Here is a 20,651-nt window from a genome sequence, read left to right as displayed (position 1 = left end):
ACTATGTTATGTCACACTCATTATTCGCAAAATGGCAAGGAATCCAACGTGTCGTTGTGGTTGGTTTGGGTGTGACAGGTTTATCTGTCGTTAAATATTTACAGAGCTTACCTCAAGAGCTGTCAATTAAAGTTATAGATACTCGTTCTCAACCACCTGGTGTTGAATTACTTGATTCTAGTATTGAGGTTCATACGGGGAGTTGGCAACTCGATTGGTTATTAGACGCGGATCTGATTGTAACGAATCCTGGTATTGCTCTTGCGACACCTGAAATCCAACAAGCGCTGGCTCGCAGTATTCCTGTCGTTGGTGATATTGAATTATTTGCTTGGGCGGCAAACGCACCTGTCGTTGCTATTACTGGATCAAATGGTAAAAGCACGGTAACGGATTTAACCGGGGTACTGGCTAAATCAGTAGGATTAACGGTCGGTGTTGGAGGCAATATTGGCGTGCCAGCTCTTGAGTTGTTAGCTGATGATATTGATTTGTATGTATTGGAATTGTCTAGCTTTCAACTTGAAACCACTTCTTCACTGAAGTTAGCGGCAGCCGCTTATTTAAATCTTTCTGAAGATCATATGGACCGTTATCAAGGGATGGAGGATTATGCAGCGGCAAAACAACGTATTTTCCTGCATGCAGAAACGGCCATCGTTAATCGTAATGAACCGGAAACTTATCCTCAGCAAGATGATATTCCAGTGGTCACTTTTGGCTTTGATGAGCAAGATTTCGGTGTGGTATGGCTAGAAGCGCAAGAATATCTGTCTAAGCAAGGGCAACCGGTTGTTGCGGTCGAAGATTTGAGTTTAGTCGGACGACATAACCTTTCTAACAGTTTAGTCGCATTGGCATTGCTTGATGCCGTAAACATTGACTTATCAACTGTCATCCCAGCACTTAAAACTTACACGGGGCTAACACACCGATGCCAGTTAGTTGCGGATAATCACGGTATTAAATGGATTAACGACTCAAAGGCCACTAATGTTGCGAGCACACTTGCTGCATTGTCAGGGTTACAACTAACTGGGTGTTTGCATTTGCTGGTGGGCGGTGTTGGCAAAGGGGCGGATTTTTCTGATTTAGCACCAGTGTTGCAAGGCTTAAATGTTAAATTGCACTGTTTTGGTCAAGATGGTGATTTGTTTGTTTCGTTACACTCTTCTGCACAACGTTGGGATACGATGGAACAGGCACTTGAATCGATTTATCCTGAATTGAAGCCGGGGGATTTAGTGATGTTATCACCAGCTTGTGCCAGTTTTGATCAATTTAAAAACTTTATGGCTAGAGGCGATGAATTTACCCGTCTAGCACAACATTATGCGGCATTAGCATCCTAATAATTTTCTCATTGCTTATTTATCGAATTAAAGGCTAACCGTGGTTAAAACAAAAGTACAAAATATGGGCAAAGGATTTCAAGGTTGGGTGCGTCAGCCTTCACCGGACGTACTTTATGATCGCCAATTGGTGTGGTTAGCATTTGGTTTGATGTTAATTGGTTTGGTGATGGTAACGTCGGCTTCTTTTCCTATTAGTACCCGTTTAACGGGGGAACCATTTCACTTTATGGTGCGACATGCCATTTTCTTATTTTTAGCTTTATGTGCGGCCGTGGTCGTTGTACAAATTCCGCTAAATAGATGGATGAAGCATAGTATGCACTTACTTTTGCTTTCTATGTTTTTACTATTAGTGGTATTGCTAGTTGGGCATTCGGTTAATGGTGCATCTCGTTGGATCCCTCTTGGTTTATTTAACTTACAACCAGCTGAAGTGGCAAAACTATCGTTGTTTATTTTTATGTCTAGTTATCTAGTTCGTAAGCATGATGAAGTGAAAACCTCTTTTTTTGGTGGTTTTATTAAGCCAATTATCGTCTTTGGTTGCTTGGCCGTATTATTACTCGCTCAACCGGATTTAGGGACGGTTGTTGTAATGCTGGTCACTTTATTCGGCATGCTGTTTATTGCCGGAGCGAAATTAAAGCAATTTATTTCCTTATTATTAGTTGGTATCGGCGCAGTAGTTTTACTTATTCTCGCTGAACCATACCGTATTCGTCGTGTGACTTCATTTATGAACCCATTTGAAGATCCATTCGGGAGTGGTTACCAATTGACACAATCACTCATGGCATTTGGCCGTGGTGGTTTGTTTGGACAAGGGTTAGGCAACTCAATTCAAAAGTTGGAATACCTTCCAGAAGCTCATACTGACTTTGTCTTTGCGGTCGTCGGGGAAGAACTCGGCTTTATTGGCGTGACGTTTGTGTTATTAATGATTTTTGCTTTGGTGTACAAGGCGTTGTCAATAGGAAAACAATCTCTTGAATCTGGTCATTTATTTGGTGGTTTTCTTGCCACTAGCATTAGTATTTGGTTTGCCTTCCAAACGTTAGTTAACGTAGGAGCTGCAGCTGCCATCGTTCCAACAAAAGGTTTAACACTACCTCTCATTAGTTATGGTGGCTCAAGTTTAATCATCATGATGACGGCGGTAGCTTTGCTACTGCGTATTGATTATGAACGTCGAGTGGCGACTTTGTCATTGGCCGCAAAGCCAATAAGCGAAAAGAAACCGCAACCAGAGAAAACTCAACAAGAATTAGATGATAATGAAAAAAACTAAACGTTTATTAGTGATGGCTGGTGGAACTGGAGGACATGTTTTTCCAGGCTTGGCTGTGGCTAAACAATTACAACTGCAAGGTTGGGAAATTCGCTGGTTGGGGACGCCTGATCGTATGGAGGCAGAATTAGTGCCTAAACATGGTATTGAGATCGATTTCATCCATGTCAAAGGTTTGCGCGGTCAAGGTATTACTAAGCTTATCAAAGCACCGTTTCAAATTATCAACGCCATCATGCAAGCAAGAAAGCATATTAAAGCTTGGCAACCTGATGTGGTGCTAGGAATGGGAGGGTATGTGAGTGGTCCGGGTGGTGTTGCTGCTTGGCTCTCCGGTATTCCTGTCGTATTGCATGAGCAAAATGCGGTTGCAGGTTTAACTAATCAATGGCTGTCTAAAATCGCTAAGCGAGTTATGCAAGCATTTCCTGGTGCGTTTCCAAATGCTGAAGTTGTCGGCAACCCTGTTCGCCAAGATGTTGTCGATATAGCGGAACCAAAGCTTCGCTTTGAAAATCGAGATGATCCGATTCGAATTTTGGTGATGGGTGGAAGCCAAGGTGCCAGAATATTAAATACAACATTACCGCCAGTGATGAAACAGTTAGGTCGTGACTATCAAATTCGTCATCAGGCTGGTAAAGGTCAGCAACAAATGGTTGAGTCTCTCTATCAAGATAATGCCGTCATCAATGCAGAAGTTTCCGAGTTTATTGATGATGTTGCACAAGCTTATGCCTGGGCCGATTTATTAGTTTGTCGTTCTGGTGCCTTGACGGTTTCTGAAGTCTCAGCGGCTGGTGTCGGTGCGATCTTTATTCCATTTATGCATAAAGATCGTCAACAAGCGCTTAATGCTGATCATCTTGTTCAGTGTGGAGCGGCGCTCATGATTGAGCAACCGGACTTAACAGAACAAGCTTTAATTGAACATATACAAAAACTGGATAGAACTCAGTTACTAGCAATGGCAGAAAAAGCACGAGCAGCTGCTATTACCGATGCCGATACCCGAGTAGCTTCGGCGATTATCGCTGTAAGCCAAGATTGAGAAATAATTGATGTTAACAAAACAAAACCCTAACTTATCTGAGTTGCGTTCAATTGTACCTGAAATGCGCCGCGTAAAATGCATTCACTTTGTGGGGATTGGTGGCGCAGGGATGAGTGGTATAGCCGAAGTGTTGCTTAACGAAGGTTATGATATCAGTGGGTCCGATTTAGCTTCTAACCCTGTGACAGAAAGGTTGAGTGCGAAAGGTGCGACTATTTATTTTGGCCACCAAGAAAGTAATATTCAACAGGCGAGTGTGGTCGTTGTCTCAACCGCCATTTCTAATGAGAACCCTGAACTGGTTGCGGCTAAAAAATTACGTATTCCGGTTGTGCGTCGCGCTGAAATGCTGGCTGAGTTAATGCGTTTTCGACATGGTATTGCGGTTGCCGGTACTCATGGGAAAACCACTACCACTGCTTTAGTGACACAAATTTATTTTGAAGCGGGTCTTGATCCTACTTTTGTTAATGGTGGTTTAGTTAAAAGCGCGGGAACTAACGCTCGTTTAGGTTCGAGCCGTTATTTAATCGCTGAAGCAGATGAAAGTGACGCCTCTTTCTTACACTTGCAGCCAATGGTAAGCATTGTGACCAATATTGAGGCCGATCATATGGATACGTATGGCGGTGACTTTGAAACCTTAAAACAGACATTTATTGATTTTTTACATAACTTACCATTCTATGGACAAGCTATTATGTGCGTCGATGATCCTGTTGTGAGAGAATTAATTCCTCGCGTAAGCCGTCAGGTTATCACTTATGGTTTCTCTGAAGATGCGGATGTACGCATTGTGAATTATCACCAAAAAGGTCAGCAAGGTAACTTTACCGTTGTTCGTCAAGGTCGAGCGGATTTAGATATTACGCTTAATATTCCGGGTAAGCACAATGCCTTGAATGCATCTGCTGCGATTGCTGTCGCAACGGAAGATGATATTGCAGATGATGCAATTGTTCGAGCTTTAGTTAGCACGCAAGGAACAGGTCGCCGCTTTGACCATTTAGGTGAGTTTGATACAGGTAATGGGCACGCGATGCTAGTGGATGACTACGGCCATCATCCTAGCGAGGTAGATGTGACTATCCAAGCGGCTCGTTCGGGCTGGCCAGATAAACGCTTAGTAATGATTTTCCAACCACATCGTTATAGCCGTACTCGTGATTTGTATGATGATTTTGCTAATGTATTAGAGAAAGTCGACGTTTTAATTATGCTAGATGTTTATGCTGCGGGTGAAAAACCAATTTCAGGTGCAGATAGTCGTTCTTTATGTCGCACAATCCGGAGTCGTGGAAAAATTGATCCGATATTTGTTGATTCCTCTAATAAACTACCATCAACATTAGCTAATTTATTAGAAGATAATGATTTAGTTTTAACTCAAGGTGCGGGTGATGTAGGCCGTGTTGCAAAGGATTTAGCCGATTTTCAGCTGAATATTGGCAAAATGAAAGTCATTAGTGAGTAAAATAGCGACGAGTTGTATTGGCACTATGGGCTTGGGTCAGTATAATCCCTGTTAATTGTGGTTATTTTCAGGGATGTCGTTGTCGTTAACATCTAATTATGGGCGTTTAATGAATAATTTAGAGTCTAGCTGCTCATTATGAATATCACTGCAGAAATTTTAAGCGAAAATGCGACCCAAGCACCATCATCAAAACAGCATTGGTTTGGTGGTGTGTTTTTGTTGTTGGTTGTGATTGCTATTGGCGCTTTAATTTATTCTACATTTAGTTGGATGACTGATGATCAGCGTTTGCCTCTTTCTCGCCTTATGGTAGAAGGTAACCTAGTTCATGTTAGCCCTGAAGAAGTGCAAACTGCATTAGCTGATATACCACGTATTGGGACATTTATGACTCAAGACGTCAATCAGTTACAACAAGTGTTACAAACATTACCTTGGGTTGAACAAATTTCGATCAGAAAGCAATGGCCTGACTTAATAAAAGTCTATATTGTTGAATATAAAGCGATTGCCATTTGGAATGGTAATTCATTATTAAATCCAGATGGAAATGTATTTAATGGTCATCCTGAAGATGCCGGTGAAAATACAGTCAACCTTTATGGTCCAGAAGGATCGAGCAAGCAAGTCTTATCGGTCTGGAAAAAAAGTACTCAAGAATTAAAACCACTAGGGCGCACTATTACATCGGTGGTATTAAACGATAGGCGTGCTTGGCAATTAATATTAGATAATGGTATTCGCTTAGAGCTTGGTAAAGATGCTCGTGAAGACCGTTTGAATCGTTTTGTTGAACTTTACAAACGCTTAGGCGATAAAGTTGAGCAAATTAGCTACATCGATCTTCGATATGATACTGGAGCCGCCGTCGGGTGGATTCCAGATGATGATTCAGCACAAGAGAGAAATAAATGACGAAGACCGCAGAAGGAAACATTGTCGTTGGTCTTGATATCGGCACCGCTACCGTATCGGCTTTGGTTGGTGAAGTACTTCCCGATGGACAAATTAATATCATCGGATCTGGAACTAGCCCATCTCACGGTATGGATAAAGGCGGGGTTAACGACCTTGAATCAGTTGTAAAATCTGTACAGCGCGCGATTGATCAAGCTGAATTAATGGCTGAATGCCAGATAACCAGCGTCTACCTTTCTCTTTCTGGTAAGCATATTGCAAGCCGTATAGAAAAAGGTATGGGCGCGATTTCTGAGGAAGAAGTTTCTCAGGAAGATATGGACCGTGTTATTCATACTGCTAAATCAATAAAAATCGGTGAAGAACAGCGTATTTTACATGTTATTCCACAAGAGTTTACTATTGATTACCAAGAGGGCATTAAGAACCCTCTCGGTTTATCTGGTGTTCGTATGGAAGCCAGTGTTCATCTGATTTCTTGTCATAATGATATGGCGAGAAACATCATTAAAGCCGTTGAACGCTGTAATTTAAAAGTTGAGCAATTAATTTATTCAGGTTTAGCGTCAAGTAATGCTGTCATTACTGATGATGAACGTGAGTTAGGCGTCTGTGTCATTGATATTGGCGCTGGTACAATGGAGCTATCTATTTGGACCGGTGGTGCGCTACGTCACACAAAAGTATTTTCTTATGCAGGTAATGCCGTTACAAGTGATATTGCCTTTGCATTTGGCACTCCTGTCAGCGATGCTGAAGAGATAAAAGTAAAATTTGGCTGTGCGCTTAGTGAACTAGTCAGTAAAGATGATACTGTAAATGTCCCAAGTGTCGGTGGGCGACCTTCTCGAAGCTTACAACGTCAAACTTTGGCAGAAGTGATAGAACCCCGATATACTGAGCTTATGGGCATGGTTAATCAAAGCATTGATTCTGTGCAAGCAAAGCTACGTGAAGATGGTATTAAGCACCATTTAGCTGCCGGTATCGTATTGACGGGTGGCGCGTCACAAATTGAAGGATTAGTGGAATGTGCAGAACGCGTATTCCGTAATCAAGTAAGAATTGGTAAACCCCTAGAAGTCAGAGGGTTAACTGACTACGTTAAAGAGCCATATCATGCAACGGCGGTTGGATTATTACATTACGCCAAAGACAGCCAGTTTTATGATGAGGGTGAATATCAGCATACAGTTCCAAAGCAACGCTCTGGGACCTCAATTGCTGAATTCATTCAAAAGGTACGTAATTGGATACAAAAAGAGTTTTAACCTGAGGCGAACAGGAAGAAACGGAGAAAACACATGTTTGAACCGATGATGGAAATGTCTGACGATGCTGTAATTAAAGTCGTTGGAGTAGGTGGCGGTGGCGGTAACGCTGTAGAACACATGGTGAGAGAATCCATCGAAGGGGTGGAGTTCATCACTGTTAATACAGATGCCCAAGCGCTACGTAAAGTAAGTGTAAGCAACGTTATTCAAATTGGTGGTGATATCACTAAAGGTCTTGGTGCGGGCGCAAACCCTCAAGTTGGCCGTGATTCTGCACTAGAAGATCGTGAAGCAATTAAAGCAGTACTCATGGGCGCTGATATGGTGTTTATTGCTGCTGGTATGGGTGGAGGTACCGGTACTGGTGCGGCCCCTGTTATTGCGGAAGTGGCTAAAGAACTTGGTATCTTAACGGTTGCAGTTGTGACTAAGCCGTTTAGTTTTGAAGGTAAAAAGCGTATGGCTTTTGCTGAGCAAGGTATTGAGGAACTTTCAAAGCATGTTGACTCTTTGATCACCATTCCTAATGAAAAGCTATTGAAAGTACTTGGCCGCGGTATCACATTGCTTGAAGCGTTTGCTAAAGCAAATGATGTACTACGTAATGCCGTTCAAGGTATTGCAGAGCTGATTACTCGTCCTGGTATGATGAATGTCGATTTCGCCGATGTGCGTACCGTTATGTCTGAAATGGGACATGCCATGATGGGCAGCGGTGTTGCAACGGGTGAAGACCGTGCTGAAGAAGCGGCTGAAATCGCTATTTCTAGCCCATTACTTGAAGATATCGATCTTGCTGGCGCTCGTGGCGTACTTGTTAACATTACAGCTGGCCTCGACATGCGTTTAGAAGAATTCGAAACGGTTGGTAATACAGTCAAAGCGTTTGCTTCAGATAATGCAACGGTCGTTATCGGTACTTCTCTTGACCCAGATATGAGTGATGAGATTCGAGTGACAGTTGTCGCAACTGGTATTGGTCATTCACACCAACCCGATATTACCTTAGTGAAAGGTGGTACTAAATCTGTTTCTGCGCCTCAACCTGCAGCACATGCTCCAGTACAAGCGTCAAAACCAGAAGAAGAACCACAACCGATGCTTCGTACGAATAAAGGACCTTCAAATAGTGGTTCATCAAGCTCAAGTGCTTCAAACGGTAATTCAAATACTGTGAAGAAGCCAGATGAGAATGATAGTGGCTATCTTGATATTCCTGCATTTTTAAGACACCAAGCTGATTGAGTTTTATACAAAAACTTGAAGTGTGTCTAAGATGTGATATCATATCTGACCAGTCATATACTGATTGCGATATATAGCGTGAATTAGAGGTAAAGTTAGATGATCAGACAACGTACATTGAAAGAAATGGTGAAAACGACTGGTGTGGGTCTCCACTCTGGGCGTAAAGTCACGCTTACGCTACGTCCTGCACCAGCTAATACCGGTATAATTTATCGTCGTACAGATATGAATCCACCAGTGGATTTCCCTTCTGATCCAAACTCAGTACGCGACACTATGTTGTGTACTGCGTTAGTGAACGATGAAGGCATTCGAATTTCTACCGTTGAGCACTTAAATGCGGCTCTAGCGGGTATGGGGATCGACAATATTATTATCGAGGTAGACGCACCTGAAATCCCAATTATGGATGGTAGTGCTAGCCCGTTTGTATACTTGCTGCAATCAGCAGGGGTCGAAACTCTAAATGCACCAAAACGTTTTATTCGTATTAAAAAACCTATTCGTATCGAAGACGGTGATAAGTGGGCAGAACTTGTACCTTATAACGGTTTTCGTATGGATTTTGAAATTGAATTTGATCATCCTGCCATTGACTCTGAGCAACAGCATATGTTGTTTGATTTCTCTTCTCAGGCATTTATCAAAGATATTTCTCGCGCACGTACTTTTGGTTTTATGCGCGATATCGAATATTTACAGTCACAGAACCTATGTTTAGGTGGTAGCTTTGACTGCGCCATCGTTCTTGATGAATATCGCATCTTGAATGAAGAAGGTTTACGTTTTAGTAATGAATTTGTGACACATAAAGTATTAGACGCTATTGGTGACTTATACATGTGTGGACATAGCATTGTTGGTGAGTTACGTGCTTATAAAACAGGCCATGCTTTAAACAATCAGTTACTACGTGCAGTGTTAGCAGACCAAGAAGCTTGGGAATGGGCAACTTTTGAAGAAGAAGCTGGCTCACCTGTCGCATTTGGTGAAGTAATGCCGAATACAGTATTAGCTTAATATTATATTGAGTATAAAGAAAAACCAGACTGAAAAGTCTGGTTTTTTTGTGCCTGAATATTATGAGTAACTTGGTTTCTTACTTTTTATTAACTTGAGCGAGTTTCGCTAAACTTTCCATTCTTTGCTTTAGTTTTGGTGGTGCAAAGTCAGCTACCATCAAAATAGATTGAGCGGCTTCTTCACTTAAGGCATGTTGTTTATAGCTTTTTTTCGGTTCTTTTATAGCTTCGCCACGGTAAAGATCTGGGTTGACCTTAAACTCTATTCCTACTAAACGAGAAAATCCTGCGGCCCTTAATTCTGATAAAATTCTAATCCGTTCGTAATTGAGCTTCATCTGAAAAGAAGCATTAGCCACTTCTATTAATAACTGACTTTGACGCACATTTGCAGCTCGGCAGTGCGGTAACAAGTTTTTCGGTAGGATTAATTTAAGAGCTTCATTGATCGATAAAATTTCCGAAACATGCTGAGAAAATGCTTTTAACTGGTTATTGCCAATTAAATCTTGAGTTAGTTTTGGACGGTGGTCACGCATAAGTCATCTCATCAAATTAAAGCTTAAGACTATTATTATGCGTTATGAGAAGTTATTAATGTCAAAAAAAACTATTTTTAATCAAAAATAATGAGGATGAGCGCAAACAAAGGCGTTTGTAGATAGAAGATAGTGCGATAATCCCATACTATATAGGCACTTGTTTTTTAGTCTTGAAAATGGGCTTTATTGGCACCATATGACAAGTAGACCAAATTTACTCAGTATTCTTAGTATTAAAGTGTGAGAAACTGAAAGCAGAGATCTGAAAGATCAGAAAGAGAGATTCGTAAATAATGTTAACTAAGCTACTGACCAGTGTCATCGGCAGCCGTAATGATAGAACGTTACGCCAGCTGAGAAAGATCGTTAATCAAATTAATAGTTTTGAACCAGATTATGAAGCATTAACGGATGAGCAACTTCAACATAAAACCATTGAATTTCGTGAACGTTACAGCAATGGTGAGTCTTTAGATAAATTATTACCAGAAGCTTTCGCTACAGTACGTGAAGCATCAAAACGTATCTATGGTATGCGTCATTTCGACGTTCAGCTTATCGGCGGTATGGTATTGAATGCAGGTAAAATTGCAGAGATGCGTACGGGTGAAGGTAAAACGTTAACAGCAACGTTATCTGCATACTTGAATGGTATCGCGGGTAAAGGCGTTCATGTTATTACGGTTAATGATTACCTAGCTAAGCGTGATGCTGAAACTAACCGTGAATTATTTGAATTTTTAGGCATGACGGTTGGTATCAACGTACCAAACATGATTCCAGCAGAGAAGAAAGCCGCTTATCAATGTGACATTCTTTATGGCACAAATAACGAATTTGGCTTTGATTATCTGCGCGATAATATGGCATTTCGCCCAGAAGACCGTGTTCAACGTGAACGCTTCTTTGCGGTAATCGATGAAGTCGATTCGATTTTAATCGATGAAGCGCGCACACCATTGATTATCTCAGGGCCTGCTGAAGATAGCTCAGAGCTTTATACTCGTATCAATACTTTGATCCCTTACCTAGAGCGTCAGGATGAAGAAGATACGGAAGAATACCGTGGCGACAAGCACTACACCATTGATGAAAAAGCCAAGCAAGTACACATGACTGAAACTGGTCAAGAGTACGTTGAAGAGTTATTGGTGACGAATGGCTTAATGGAAGAGGGTGAGACGTTGTATTCACCGGCTAATATTAGCTTATTACACCATGTCAATGCAGCGCTCCGTGCTCATGTATTGTTTGAAAAAGACGTTGATTACATCGTTAAAGATGGCGAAGTGATCATCGTTGATGAACACACCGGTCGTACCATGCCAGGACGTCGTTGGTCTGAAGGTCTTCATCAAGCTGTAGAGGCGAAAGAAGGCGTTAAGATTCAAAATGAAAACCAAACTTTGGCATCGATTACTTTCCAGAACTATTTCCGTTTGTATGAAAAACTTTCTGGTATGACAGGTACTGCGGATACTGAAGCGTTCGAATTCCAATCTATCTACGGTTTAGACACCGTAGTGATCCCTACTAACCGTCCAATGATCCGTATTGATATGCCTGATGTCGTTTATCGTACAGAAAAAGAGAAGTTTGATGCGATCATTGAAGACATCAAAGAGCGTGTTGCTAATGGTCAACCGATTCTTGTTGGTACGGTTTCGATAGAAAAATCTGAATTACTATCGAATGCGTTAAAAGCATCAAAAATTAAACACAATGTTTTGAATGCGAAGTTCCATGAACAAGAGGCTGAAATTGTTGCTCAAGCAGGTACACCTGGTGCAGTCACCATTGCAACGAATATGGCCGGTCGTGGTACCGATATTAAATTAGGCGGTAGCTGGGAAAACCAAGTTGAGAAATTAGAAGAGTCTCAAGGTTCACCTGCAACAGCAGAACAAATTGCACAGATTAAAGCTGAGTGGCAAAAAGTGCATGATGCGGTTCTTGAATCTGGCGGTTTACACATTATTGGTACTGAACGTCATGAATCTCGCCGTATTGATAATCAGCTACGTGGCCGTTCAGGACGTCAAGGTGATGCGGGTTCTTCACGTTTCTACCTTTCTATGGAAGATTCACTATTACGTATTTTCACCTCTGACCGTATGGCGGGTTTAATCCAAAGCGGTATGGAAGAAGGTGAGGCAATCGAAAGCCGTATGCTCTCTCGTTCGATTGAGAAAGCGCAGCGTAAGGTTGAAGGTCGCAACTTCGATGTGCGTAAACAATTGCTTGATTATGATGATGTAGCCAATGACCAGCGCAAAGTGGTTTATGAACTTCGTGATGAGTTGATGAGCGCAGAAGACATCAGTGAAATGCTTGAGCAAAACCGTACTGATGTTTTAAGTTCTGTATTTGAACAGTATATCCCACCACAATCACTGGATGAAATGTGGGATGTCAAGGGCTTAGAAGAGCGTTTACAAGCTGATTTTGACTTGCCATTACCTATTCAATCTTGGTTAGATGAAGATGACAAGTTATATGAAGAAGTTCTGTTAGAGCGCGTAATTAGTGAAGCTAATGCTATCTATAAGCAAAAAGAGGAAGCGGTTGGTCCAGAAGTTCTACGTAACTTTGAGCGCCAAGTGATGCTGCAAACACTTGATAATTTATGGAAAGAACACTTAGCGGCGATGGATCACTTGCGTCAAGGTATTCATCTGCGTGGTTATGCTCAAAAAGATCCAAAGCAAGAGTTTAAGCGTGAATCGTTTGAGCTGTTTGGTGAACTACTAGATAGCTTGAAGTTTGATGTGATTTCTACCTTGAGCCGCGTGCGAGTACAACAACGTGAAGAAGTTGACCGTATGGAAGAGCAACGTCGTATTCAAGCAGAAGAAGCGGCACGTAATCAACAATTCCAGCATGAATCAGCGGAAGGCATGGAAGATGAGTCAGGTGAAACAGCAAACCAACCAAGCGTTCGTGAGGAGCGTAAAGTGGGACGTAATGAACCTTGTCCATGTGGTTCTGGCAAAAAGTACAAACAATGCCACGGTAAAATCTAACCTTAGCATTGGGTAATACAATTAGGCCGCAGAGATTGCGGCCTTTTTATTGGCAATAGCCAAAGGAATAATCATGAAACGTATACATATCGTCGCGGCAATCATCTTAAATACGCAGCAAGACCAAATTTTTATTACTAAGCGTCCTGAAAAGCTGCATAAAGGTGGATATTGGGAATTTCCTGGTGGAAAGGTGGAAGTTGGTGAATCAGCAGAGCAGGGGTTGATCCGCGAGCTACAAGAAGAGATCGATATTACCGCTACCGAGATGTCGTTGTTTGAGCATTTTGATTTCGACTATCCAGAAAAAAGCTTAACTTTTGATTTTTTTATCGTGTCTGGTTTTAGTGGTAAACCGTATGGGAAAGAAGGGCAAGAAGGGAAATGGGTCGCGATTGAGCAATTAACTGAATATACATTTCCAGAGGCAAACGAACCTGTATTAGAGAAAGTGATAGCTCATTTCACGAATGAGTCTAGATTCTCGTAATTCACTTTTTATGAGTAATAAAAAAGGAGCTCACAACGTTTGTGTGATCTCCTTTAAAAACCATTTTTTAAAGCGTTACCCTTCTGACCAACCATCTGAATCGGACATATCTGGCGCACCAGGAATCGCTTTTTCTTCATCCGCCCATTCACCAAAATCGATCATCTGGCACTGCTTACTGCAAAATGGACGGTAAGTACTAATTTCGCCCCACACGACATCAGTTTTGCATGTTGGGCATTTTACGACAGTCACTTTTTTTGGGGTTGCTTGAGTCATATTGAAAGGGAACCTGAATTTAGAATATGAGTAATCATCAGATTCTAACAGACTGCTAGCTTAAACTCGACATCTTGGCTATAAGCCATGCTGGTTTCAAAATTTATAAACTTGATGACGAAACGGTTTTTATGGCCAGAAATCATTGGGTAAATACTGAGATCTGTCGGGATCTCTAGACGTAAAATATTGGCATCATCCGCATCACTTTGGAAAAATCCATTACGAGCAATTTGAGGTTTGTAGTGAGCCGTTTCTCGGGTGAGCTTTAAGAGTAGCTCTAATGCTCCGTGTAGTGGTGCGAGCTTTTCTACCCAAACTGTGGCATCCGCTAAACGCCTTTGTAAAGGTTGGTGTAGCCAAAAGTGAAGAGAAGGGAGATCAAAGCAACAACTGCCACCAGGAATACTAAATCGCTGTCGAATAGTACTTAAAAAACGATCTTCTTTTAATGATTGGCCAAACCGTTCTGATGACATTAAGTTTTTGAAGTTTTCATCAATGTCATTTAACACACCGGAGAGTACCGCCTGATCGACACCTGGAACATTTGCCCAGTTTTTAAATGTCAGTTTCTTTTTATCGAGATCTTTGGTGAGTTCTGATTTGATATGGATTTGTTCAAATAAATCCATTAAATCAAATAAGGAACGAAAGAATAATTGATAGTCGAGTGGTGCTGCAAAGTGAGCAGAGTTATGCAGTTGCCTCATAAGAGCTTCGACTCTAAGGTAAATTCGTACTTTTTCTGTCAGTGGGTGTTCGAATTTGAGCATAATGACTTCAAGTTATAGATTGCGGTGAGTATTCCTTTACTATTGTCACAGATATGAATGAGATAAAGCTAGATACTTTTTGTGTAAAACTGTGACTTGAGATAAAAGTTTCTGTTTTGTTTGCTCGTTTAATGGCGCATCGTTATTAATAACATCGTCAGCAAATGATAACCGCTCCTCTCGAGATGCTTGAGAGGCTAAGATCGAATGCACTTGATCTTCGGATACACCATCCCTTTGGCGAGTGCGTGCAATCTGGGTTTCAGGTTGCACATCAATCACTAATAATCTATCGATCATCGGCTGCCAGCTATTTTCAACTAACAATGGTACAACTAATAAAGAGTAATCGGAACTTACTTTTGAGAGTTGCTGAGTGATACTCTGGCGAATAAGAGGGTGCAATAAATTATTAAGCCACTTTTTTTCATCAACATTGCTAAAAATACGCTCTCTTAATGCCGCACGATCAAGTTCTCCCTCGGAAGTTAATACCTGCTCACCAAAATATTCGGCAATGGCATTAAGCCCTCGGGTTCCCGGTTCGACAACTTCTCTTGCTACGACATCAGCATCGATAATTTCAATACCAAATTGATCATGAAACAGATTGGCAATGGTGGTTTTACCGCTGCCAATGCCACCTGTTAAGCCAACTACCATGGTCATTGCTTACATTCCTAGCATATTGGTGAGATACCAAGAGGTTAAGTCATTACCCCAGATTAGACAAAACCAACCAGCAATCGCGAGGTAAGGACCAAATGGGAAGGCTTTCTCTATCCCTTTCTTTTGTAAACGCAATTGGATAATACCAAAAATTAACCCGATGACAGAAGATAGCAATATGAGTAAAGGGAGTTGTTGCCAACCGAGCCAAGCTCCGAGCGCAGCCAGTAGTTTAAAGTCACCGTAACCCATACCTTCTTTGCCAGTAAGTAATTTAAACGCCCAGAAGATGGACCATAGACATAGGTAACCCGCCATTGCGCCAATGACAGCATCTTGTAGTGATACTGGGCTAATCTCAAACAAAGACAAAGCCAAGCCTGCCCACATTAAAGGCAGGGTCAATTGATCGGGTAGTAACATCGTATCTAGATCGATAAAGGTAGCTGACACTAGCGTAAAAGTGAAAAACAGTAAGGCGAGGCCATACCAATCGGCAGTAAAATGAATACCGATCACCACACATAAAATAGCGGTTAGGAGTTCGATAGCTGGATAGCGAAAGCTGATTGGGTTAGCGCATTTGTGGCACTTGCCTTTGAGCATTAACCAACTTATCACTGGGATATTATCTACCGCACGAATTTGCGTATCGCATTTTGGGCAACGTGAACGTGGCACATTGAGATTAAATGGCTTATTGAGATCGGTAAGCTCTTGTTTGATTTTTGGATCTTTTTTCAGTTGCGGGAAAAACTCGATGCACTCTTGCTTCCACTCTCGCTCCATCATGATAGGTAGTCGATGGATCACGACATTTAAAAAGCTGCCAATTAATAAGCCAAAGATACCAGCTGCAATTGGAAAGAGAGCTGGGTAATAATCAAAGATCACCATGAGATACGATAATGTCCAATAAACAAATAAATAATATGGGCTCTAGAATACACTAACTAACTTAAAGATTGGCAGATAAAGTGACACAACTAAACCGCCTACTACAACACCAAGGAACACAATAATCACCGGTTCAATAATTTTACCTAGGTTATCGACGGTATTATCCACTTCAAATTCATAAATTGCTGCGACCTTATTGAGCATATCATCGAGGTTACCGGACTCTTCACCTATCATCACCATTTGCAGTACCATTTCAGGAAACGCATCGGCGTTACGCATTGCAATGTACATTGGCATGCCCGCGGCGGTGTCTTTGTGTACTTGCTCTATTGCCACTTGATAATGCAAATTGCCAGAGGTTTTAGCGGTCGTTAATAAACTCGTTAAAATAGGAATACCGGCACTAAAGCTGGTGGCTAATGTGCGGCTAAATTTGGCAATCGCCGCTTTGGAAAAAACGCCGCCTAATACTGGCATTTGTAAGGCGAAGCGACTGGTTTTAAGTCGAAAAGTAAAGGATCGTTTACGTGCTTCTTTCATTGCAAAGATGAAGCCAAATAGCGCTAGGATCATGATGAATAAATAACTTTGAATAAAGTGAGATAAATTGATCACTTGTTGAGTAAACCAAGGCAGTTCGGCGCCAAAGCCCTTAAACATGGCTTCAAATTCAGGGATCACCATGGTTAACATCAGAATTGATACGCTGGTGGCAACTAAAATAACCATCGCCGGGTAGATCATGGCTTTTATTACTTTTGATCTTAGCTCTTCACTTTTTTCACGATAGGTCGCAAGACGATCAAACACATCAGCCAAGTTACCGGTTTGCTCACCTGTCGCCACAAGATCACAATAGAATTCATCAAAGAAAGGGCTACTGGCGAGCATAGCTTTGGAGATTGGCGTACCGGCTTCTACTTGAGTACAAATCTGCGAGAGTACCGATTTCATTTCGGCTTTTCGTTGGCTATCTGAGATCAATTTGATCGCCTGAACGATGGGAACGCCAGTGCCAAGCATCGTGGCCAACTGTCTAGTGAATACTGTAATGTCTTTATGTTTTACTTTGTGGCTCATTTTGGCAAAGATCGACACGCTACGTCGTTTGAGTTTCTTGATTTGAACGCGCTGCTCTTTGAGTTTAGCGCGCACCTCAACTTCGTTGATCGCCAACATTTGTCCTGACACTTTTTTGCCAGAGCTATTTACTCCACGCCATTGAAAGTTTTTTAATGCAGGTGCTTTGAGAGTGGATGCTTGTGCCATGAGATTCTGTCCTTGTTTAGCATTCCAAATTTGTCGAGTTTATTGATTGAATTTCTTGGTATAAGGGGCTAGAAGTACAGCACACGCTGCAATTCTGCAAAGCTGGTGACGCCTTGCTTTAAGTTTTCTATTCCTGATTGGCGTAGCGTCGCCATACCTTGTTTTACCGCGATCATTTCAATGTCATTGGCAGAGGCTTTTTTGATGACAGCACTGGCCAATTCAGTGGTAAATGGCATCACTTCATAAATCCCCACTCGACCTGAATAACCGCCAGTGCATTCCGGACAACCTTGTTTCGACGATTTATAAATCACTACATCGGGCGAGATATGAAATTTTTCACGTAACACTTCAGGAAAGTCATCGGGTTTCTTACAGTGATTGCATAAACGACGCGCCAAACGTTGCGCAATGATCAAGCTCAGCGATGAAGCTAAGTTAAATGCTTCAATCCCCATATTGGATAGACGAACCACGGTTTCGGCAGAAGAGTTAGTATGTAAAGTTGAAAGCACTAAGTGGCCAGTCTGCGCTGCTTTTACCGCAATTTCGGCTGTCTCTAAATCGCGGATCTCACCGACCATCACTACATCGGGATCTTGACGTAAAAAAGCTCTTAAAGCCGCTGCGAAGGTAAAGCCAATCTTAGGTTTGACTTGTACTTGATTGATGCCGGTTAAGTTAATTTCGACCGGGTCTTCGGCGGTCGATATATTTTTATCGGGAGTGTTGAGAATTCGTAGGCCAGTATAAAGCGAAACGGTTTTACCACTACCGGTTGGGCCGGTCATTAAGATCATGCCTTGTGGTTGTTGCAGGGCATCTAGATATAATTGTTTTTGCGCTTCGCTGTAACCGAGCTTATCAATGTTAAGATTGGCTGCACTACTGTCTAGTAAGCGCAATACGATCTTCTCTCCCCACAATGTCGGCAAGGTTGAAACTCTCATATCGATCGCGGTATCAGCATTGAGTCGGATCTTGATCCGTCCATCTTGCGGCAGGCGACGTTCCGCAATATCCAGTTTGGATAGGATCTTGATCCTCGCGGCAAGGCGTCGACCTAAATGCGGCGCAGGGCGGTTGGTTTCAACTAACATACCATCGCAACGCAAACGGACTCGGTAGATATCTTCATAAGGTTCAAAGTGAATATCTGAAGCGCCTTTACGTACTGCATCGAGTAATATTTGGTTGATGAAACGGCTGACCGGCGCTTCATCTTGGCTGAGATCTTCAGTTTCTTGGATTTCGTCACTGCCAACTTCAACTAAGTTCGCCAGTTCATCTTGGGTGATATCTTTGCCTTGAGTGGTATCCGAGTTGACCGCTCGGCCATACAAACGGCGAATTGCCCCTTCTAATTCTTTACAATCGGCAAGAATAAACTCGATTTGTTTACCGGTTGCGAAACGAAAATCGTCCTCCACATTAGTATTGGTCGGGTCCGCTACCGCGAGTAATACGCTATGAGAATCCACTTGTAGCGGCAGCACTTGGTGGGTAATGATTAAATCGCGCATTCCCAGTTGTTCACACACTTGAGCAAAGCTGTAATGTTCAAGGTTGGCTTGCGGGAGGGCAAATAAGTGGCAAAGCTTAACTAGCAATTGATCGCTAGAAATAAAACCAGCGTCCACGCAAGCCACGGGGACGCTTTTTTTATCATTTAAAACCGTACTCACCACCATAAGCTCTTGCTCTGTAGTCAAAAGCTCCGCTTGGCGTAATATGGAAGCGAGGTTGGTGTTCATAGCATCCTTACTAAGCGTTGGTGTTTGAATAAATACATTCTACAAACTGGCATCATACCCACAGCCTTGAACGGTTAAGTGGGTTTTATTGTGATGGCATTGCCAGCGACCTTGTGCATCTCGTTGCATTCTTACTTTTGTACCTTTGGCGATACCTTTATTTATTTGGGTCAATAAGTCGTTGTTGCCGACGGCACCGGATACCGTAGTAATTGAACCTAGTGGAAATGCTGCAGAGATCTGCGGAAAAGTAAAATGTGAGTCGACGTATTCTTCGACAATGGTTTTATAGTTATTAGCAGAACCGATCGCCGTGGCGAGAGCGGCTTTTTGAACATATTGCTGATACTGAGGTATTGCAATCGTCGCAAGCACACCGATAATCGCCACGGTGATCATTAGTTCAATTAAAGTGAAGCCTTTAATTTTAAGCATGTAAATTATTTTTAGTTATGAGCCAGATGAAAACTCACACGCAGATGGAGTTACTTCATCATTGACTGAATCTCCTTCAACTTTACACGTCCAAATACCATCAGCATCACGCTCTAACGTTAGAGTTGAATTTTGTGCAGGACCCTCATCTACTGTTGCGATGATTGAGCCATCGGCAGCTGATGCGGTTGGTGTTAGCTTAAGACTTCCAAGTGCGAAAGAAAGTGTGTTATTTGGAAATGTACCTTTAATTGCAATTGTATCTTCTACATTGGTCTTTAATGCCGTTGCCGTCGCCAAAGCAGAACCTAAAGCGGCTTTTTTCACATAGTTTTGATACTGAGGAATCGCAATCGCCGCCAGCACACCGATAACCGCAACTACGATCATCAATTCAATTAGCGTAAAACCTTTTTGTAGTTTCTTCTTACCTTGTTGTAATTGTTTCATTTTCATCTCCGTGAATAATTGAGTGGTATTACCACGGAAAGAGTAGAGTGAGCGGTAAAAAAGAAAATTGTCGATAGCGGCCTATTCGAGCCAGTTTGAAAACTGAGTCATTGATTACATTGGAAAAACAATTTATTGCGAGCAATATTAAACTATTGGGTGATGTGAGGTGTTTTTTTGACCATATGCTGACGTAAGGGAAGTATGAATTTAGTATGAAATTTGGGAGGGGAATGAGAGGGAGGTCACGGGGAATTTTCGTAACTCGTAACTAGGGCGTTTCACTTCTCGAGGCTCGAGAGATAGTTCCTGGTCCCTAGTTTTTAGGAAGAGCGGATCGAGATCGCTTTTGTTTTTACACGCAACAATCTTTTCGGCTCCCGAGCGCAGCGTTCCCGAACCTCGCCTCTGCTTTTCCAAGC

At 42.0% G+C, this 20,651-nt stretch carries 19 protein-coding genes; 10 read left to right on the top strand and 9 right to left on the bottom strand.

What is annotated here, in order from left to right; translation table 11 throughout:
* Positions 1-8: 8 nt before the first annotated feature.
* The 8 genes from murD (at position 9) to lpxC (ending at position 9,634) form a co-directional block, all read left to right on the top strand.
* A complete protein-coding gene (gene murD / locus VRUMOI_RS10620) occupies positions 9-1,352 on the top strand; it encodes a UDP-N-acetylmuramoyl-L-alanine--D-glutamate ligase (RefSeq protein WP_089138429.1) in 1,344 nt (447 codons plus the stop codon).
* A gap of 64 nt (positions 1,353-1,416) precedes the next feature.
* Positions 1,417-2,643, top strand: coding sequence for a cell division protein FtsW (gene ftsW / locus VRUMOI_RS10615; RefSeq protein ID WP_089138430.1), 1,227 nt, complete (start codon positions 1,417-1,419; stop codon positions 2,641-2,643).
* On the top strand, positions 2,630-3,694 hold the full coding sequence (gene murG / locus VRUMOI_RS10610) for an undecaprenyldiphospho-muramoylpentapeptide beta-N-acetylglucosaminyltransferase (protein ID WP_089138431.1): 1,065 nt from the start codon (positions 2,630-2,632) through the stop codon (positions 3,692-3,694). The genes ftsW and murG overlap by 14 nt, the downstream gene beginning before the upstream one ends.
* A 10-nt stretch (positions 3,695-3,704) precedes the next feature.
* Positions 3,705-5,171 (top strand): UDP-N-acetylmuramate--L-alanine ligase, encoded by a 1,467-nt coding sequence (murC, locus tag VRUMOI_RS10605; RefSeq protein ID WP_089138432.1) that lies wholly within the window; start codon positions 3,705-3,707, stop codon positions 5,169-5,171.
* A 138-nt stretch (positions 5,172-5,309) separates the two neighbouring features.
* Complete coding sequence (locus VRUMOI_RS10600; protein WP_089138433.1) at positions 5,310-6,089, top strand: cell division protein FtsQ/DivIB; 780 nt, start codon at positions 5,310-5,312, stop codon at positions 6,087-6,089.
* On the top strand, positions 6,086-7,363 hold the full coding sequence (ftsA, locus tag VRUMOI_RS10595; RefSeq protein WP_089138434.1) for a cell division protein FtsA: 1,278 nt from the start codon (positions 6,086-6,088) through the stop codon (positions 7,361-7,363). The genes VRUMOI_RS10600 and ftsA overlap by 4 nt, the downstream gene beginning before the upstream one ends.
* A gap of 33 nt (positions 7,364-7,396) precedes the next feature.
* On the top strand, positions 7,397-8,611 hold the full coding sequence (gene ftsZ / locus VRUMOI_RS10590) for a cell division protein FtsZ (RefSeq protein ID WP_089138435.1): 1,215 nt from the start codon (positions 7,397-7,399) through the stop codon (positions 8,609-8,611).
* A 99-nt stretch (positions 8,612-8,710) separates the two neighbouring features.
* Positions 8,711-9,634 (top strand): UDP-3-O-acyl-N-acetylglucosamine deacetylase, encoded by a 924-nt coding sequence (gene lpxC / locus VRUMOI_RS10585; protein ID WP_089138436.1) that lies wholly within the window; start codon positions 8,711-8,713, stop codon positions 9,632-9,634.
* Positions 9,635-9,713: 79 nt separating this feature from the next.
* On the opposite strand, the gene VRUMOI_RS10580 is transcribed toward lpxC, so the two are convergent.
* Positions 9,714-10,175, bottom strand: coding sequence for a DUF721 domain-containing protein (locus VRUMOI_RS10580; protein ID WP_089138437.1), 462 nt, complete (start codon positions 10,173-10,175; stop codon positions 9,714-9,716).
* Between the two features lie 296 nt (positions 10,176-10,471).
* On the opposite strand from VRUMOI_RS10580, the gene secA reads away from it, so the two are divergent.
* Both secA and mutT read left to right on the top strand, forming a co-directional pair.
* Complete coding sequence (gene secA / locus VRUMOI_RS10575; protein WP_089138438.1) at positions 10,472-13,201, top strand: preprotein translocase subunit SecA; 2,730 nt, start codon at positions 10,472-10,474, stop codon at positions 13,199-13,201.
* A gap of 73 nt (positions 13,202-13,274) precedes the next feature.
* Entirely contained in the window at positions 13,275-13,691 is a 417-nt protein-coding gene (mutT, locus tag VRUMOI_RS10570) for an 8-oxo-dGTP diphosphatase MutT (protein ID WP_089138439.1), read from the top strand.
* 75 nt (positions 13,692-13,766) lie between these two features.
* Here the strand turns inward: mutT and yacG are convergent, their stop codons facing one another.
* The 8 genes from yacG to VRUMOI_RS10530 form a co-directional block, all read right to left on the bottom strand.
* On the bottom strand, positions 13,767-13,970 hold the full coding sequence (yacG, locus tag VRUMOI_RS10565; RefSeq protein WP_089138440.1) for a DNA gyrase inhibitor YacG: 204 nt from the start codon (positions 13,968-13,970) through the stop codon (positions 13,767-13,769).
* 44 nt (positions 13,971-14,014) lie between these two features.
* On the bottom strand, positions 14,015-14,746 hold the full coding sequence (zapD, locus tag VRUMOI_RS10560) for a cell division protein ZapD (RefSeq protein WP_089138441.1): 732 nt from the start codon (positions 14,744-14,746) through the stop codon (positions 14,015-14,017).
* Positions 14,747-14,791: 45 nt separating this feature from the next.
* Positions 14,792-15,415 carry a dephospho-CoA kinase gene (gene coaE / locus VRUMOI_RS10555; protein ID WP_089138442.1) on the bottom strand — a complete coding sequence of 208 codons (624 nt, stop codon included), beginning with the start codon at positions 15,413-15,415 and terminating at the stop codon, positions 14,792-14,794.
* A 3-nt stretch (positions 15,416-15,418) separates the two neighbouring features.
* Positions 15,419-16,312, bottom strand: a complete 894-nt coding sequence (locus VRUMOI_RS10550) for a prepilin peptidase (RefSeq protein ID WP_089138443.1) — start codon at positions 16,310-16,312, stop codon at positions 15,419-15,421.
* Between the two features lie 42 nt (positions 16,313-16,354).
* Positions 16,355-17,587, bottom strand: a complete 1,233-nt coding sequence (locus VRUMOI_RS10545) for a type II secretion system F family protein (protein ID WP_089138444.1) — start codon at positions 17,585-17,587, stop codon at positions 16,355-16,357.
* A 68-nt stretch (positions 17,588-17,655) separates the two neighbouring features.
* Entirely contained in the window at positions 17,656-19,344 is a 1,689-nt protein-coding gene (pilB, locus tag VRUMOI_RS10540) for a type IV-A pilus assembly ATPase PilB (RefSeq protein WP_089138445.1), read from the bottom strand.
* A gap of 39 nt (positions 19,345-19,383) precedes the next feature.
* The gene (locus VRUMOI_RS19600; protein ID WP_089138446.1) at positions 19,384-19,779 is read right to left on the bottom strand and encodes a pilin; all 396 of its coding nucleotides are present in this window, start codon (positions 19,777-19,779) and stop codon (positions 19,384-19,386) included.
* 15 nt (positions 19,780-19,794) lie between these two features.
* The gene (locus VRUMOI_RS10530) at positions 19,795-20,229 is read right to left on the bottom strand and encodes a pilin (protein WP_089138447.1); all 435 of its coding nucleotides are present in this window, start codon (positions 20,227-20,229) and stop codon (positions 19,795-19,797) included.
* Positions 20,230-20,651 lie beyond the last annotated feature (422 nt).

Origin of the sequence: Vibrio rumoiensis (genome assembly GCF_002218045.2) — a bacterium.
In the GTDB taxonomy this organism is placed as follows: Bacteria; Pseudomonadota; Gammaproteobacteria; order Enterobacterales; family Vibrionaceae; genus Vibrio; species Vibrio rumoiensis.
The sequence above is the reverse complement of the archived record's forward strand: the minus strand, read 5'-3'. Positions and strand labels throughout refer to the sequence as shown.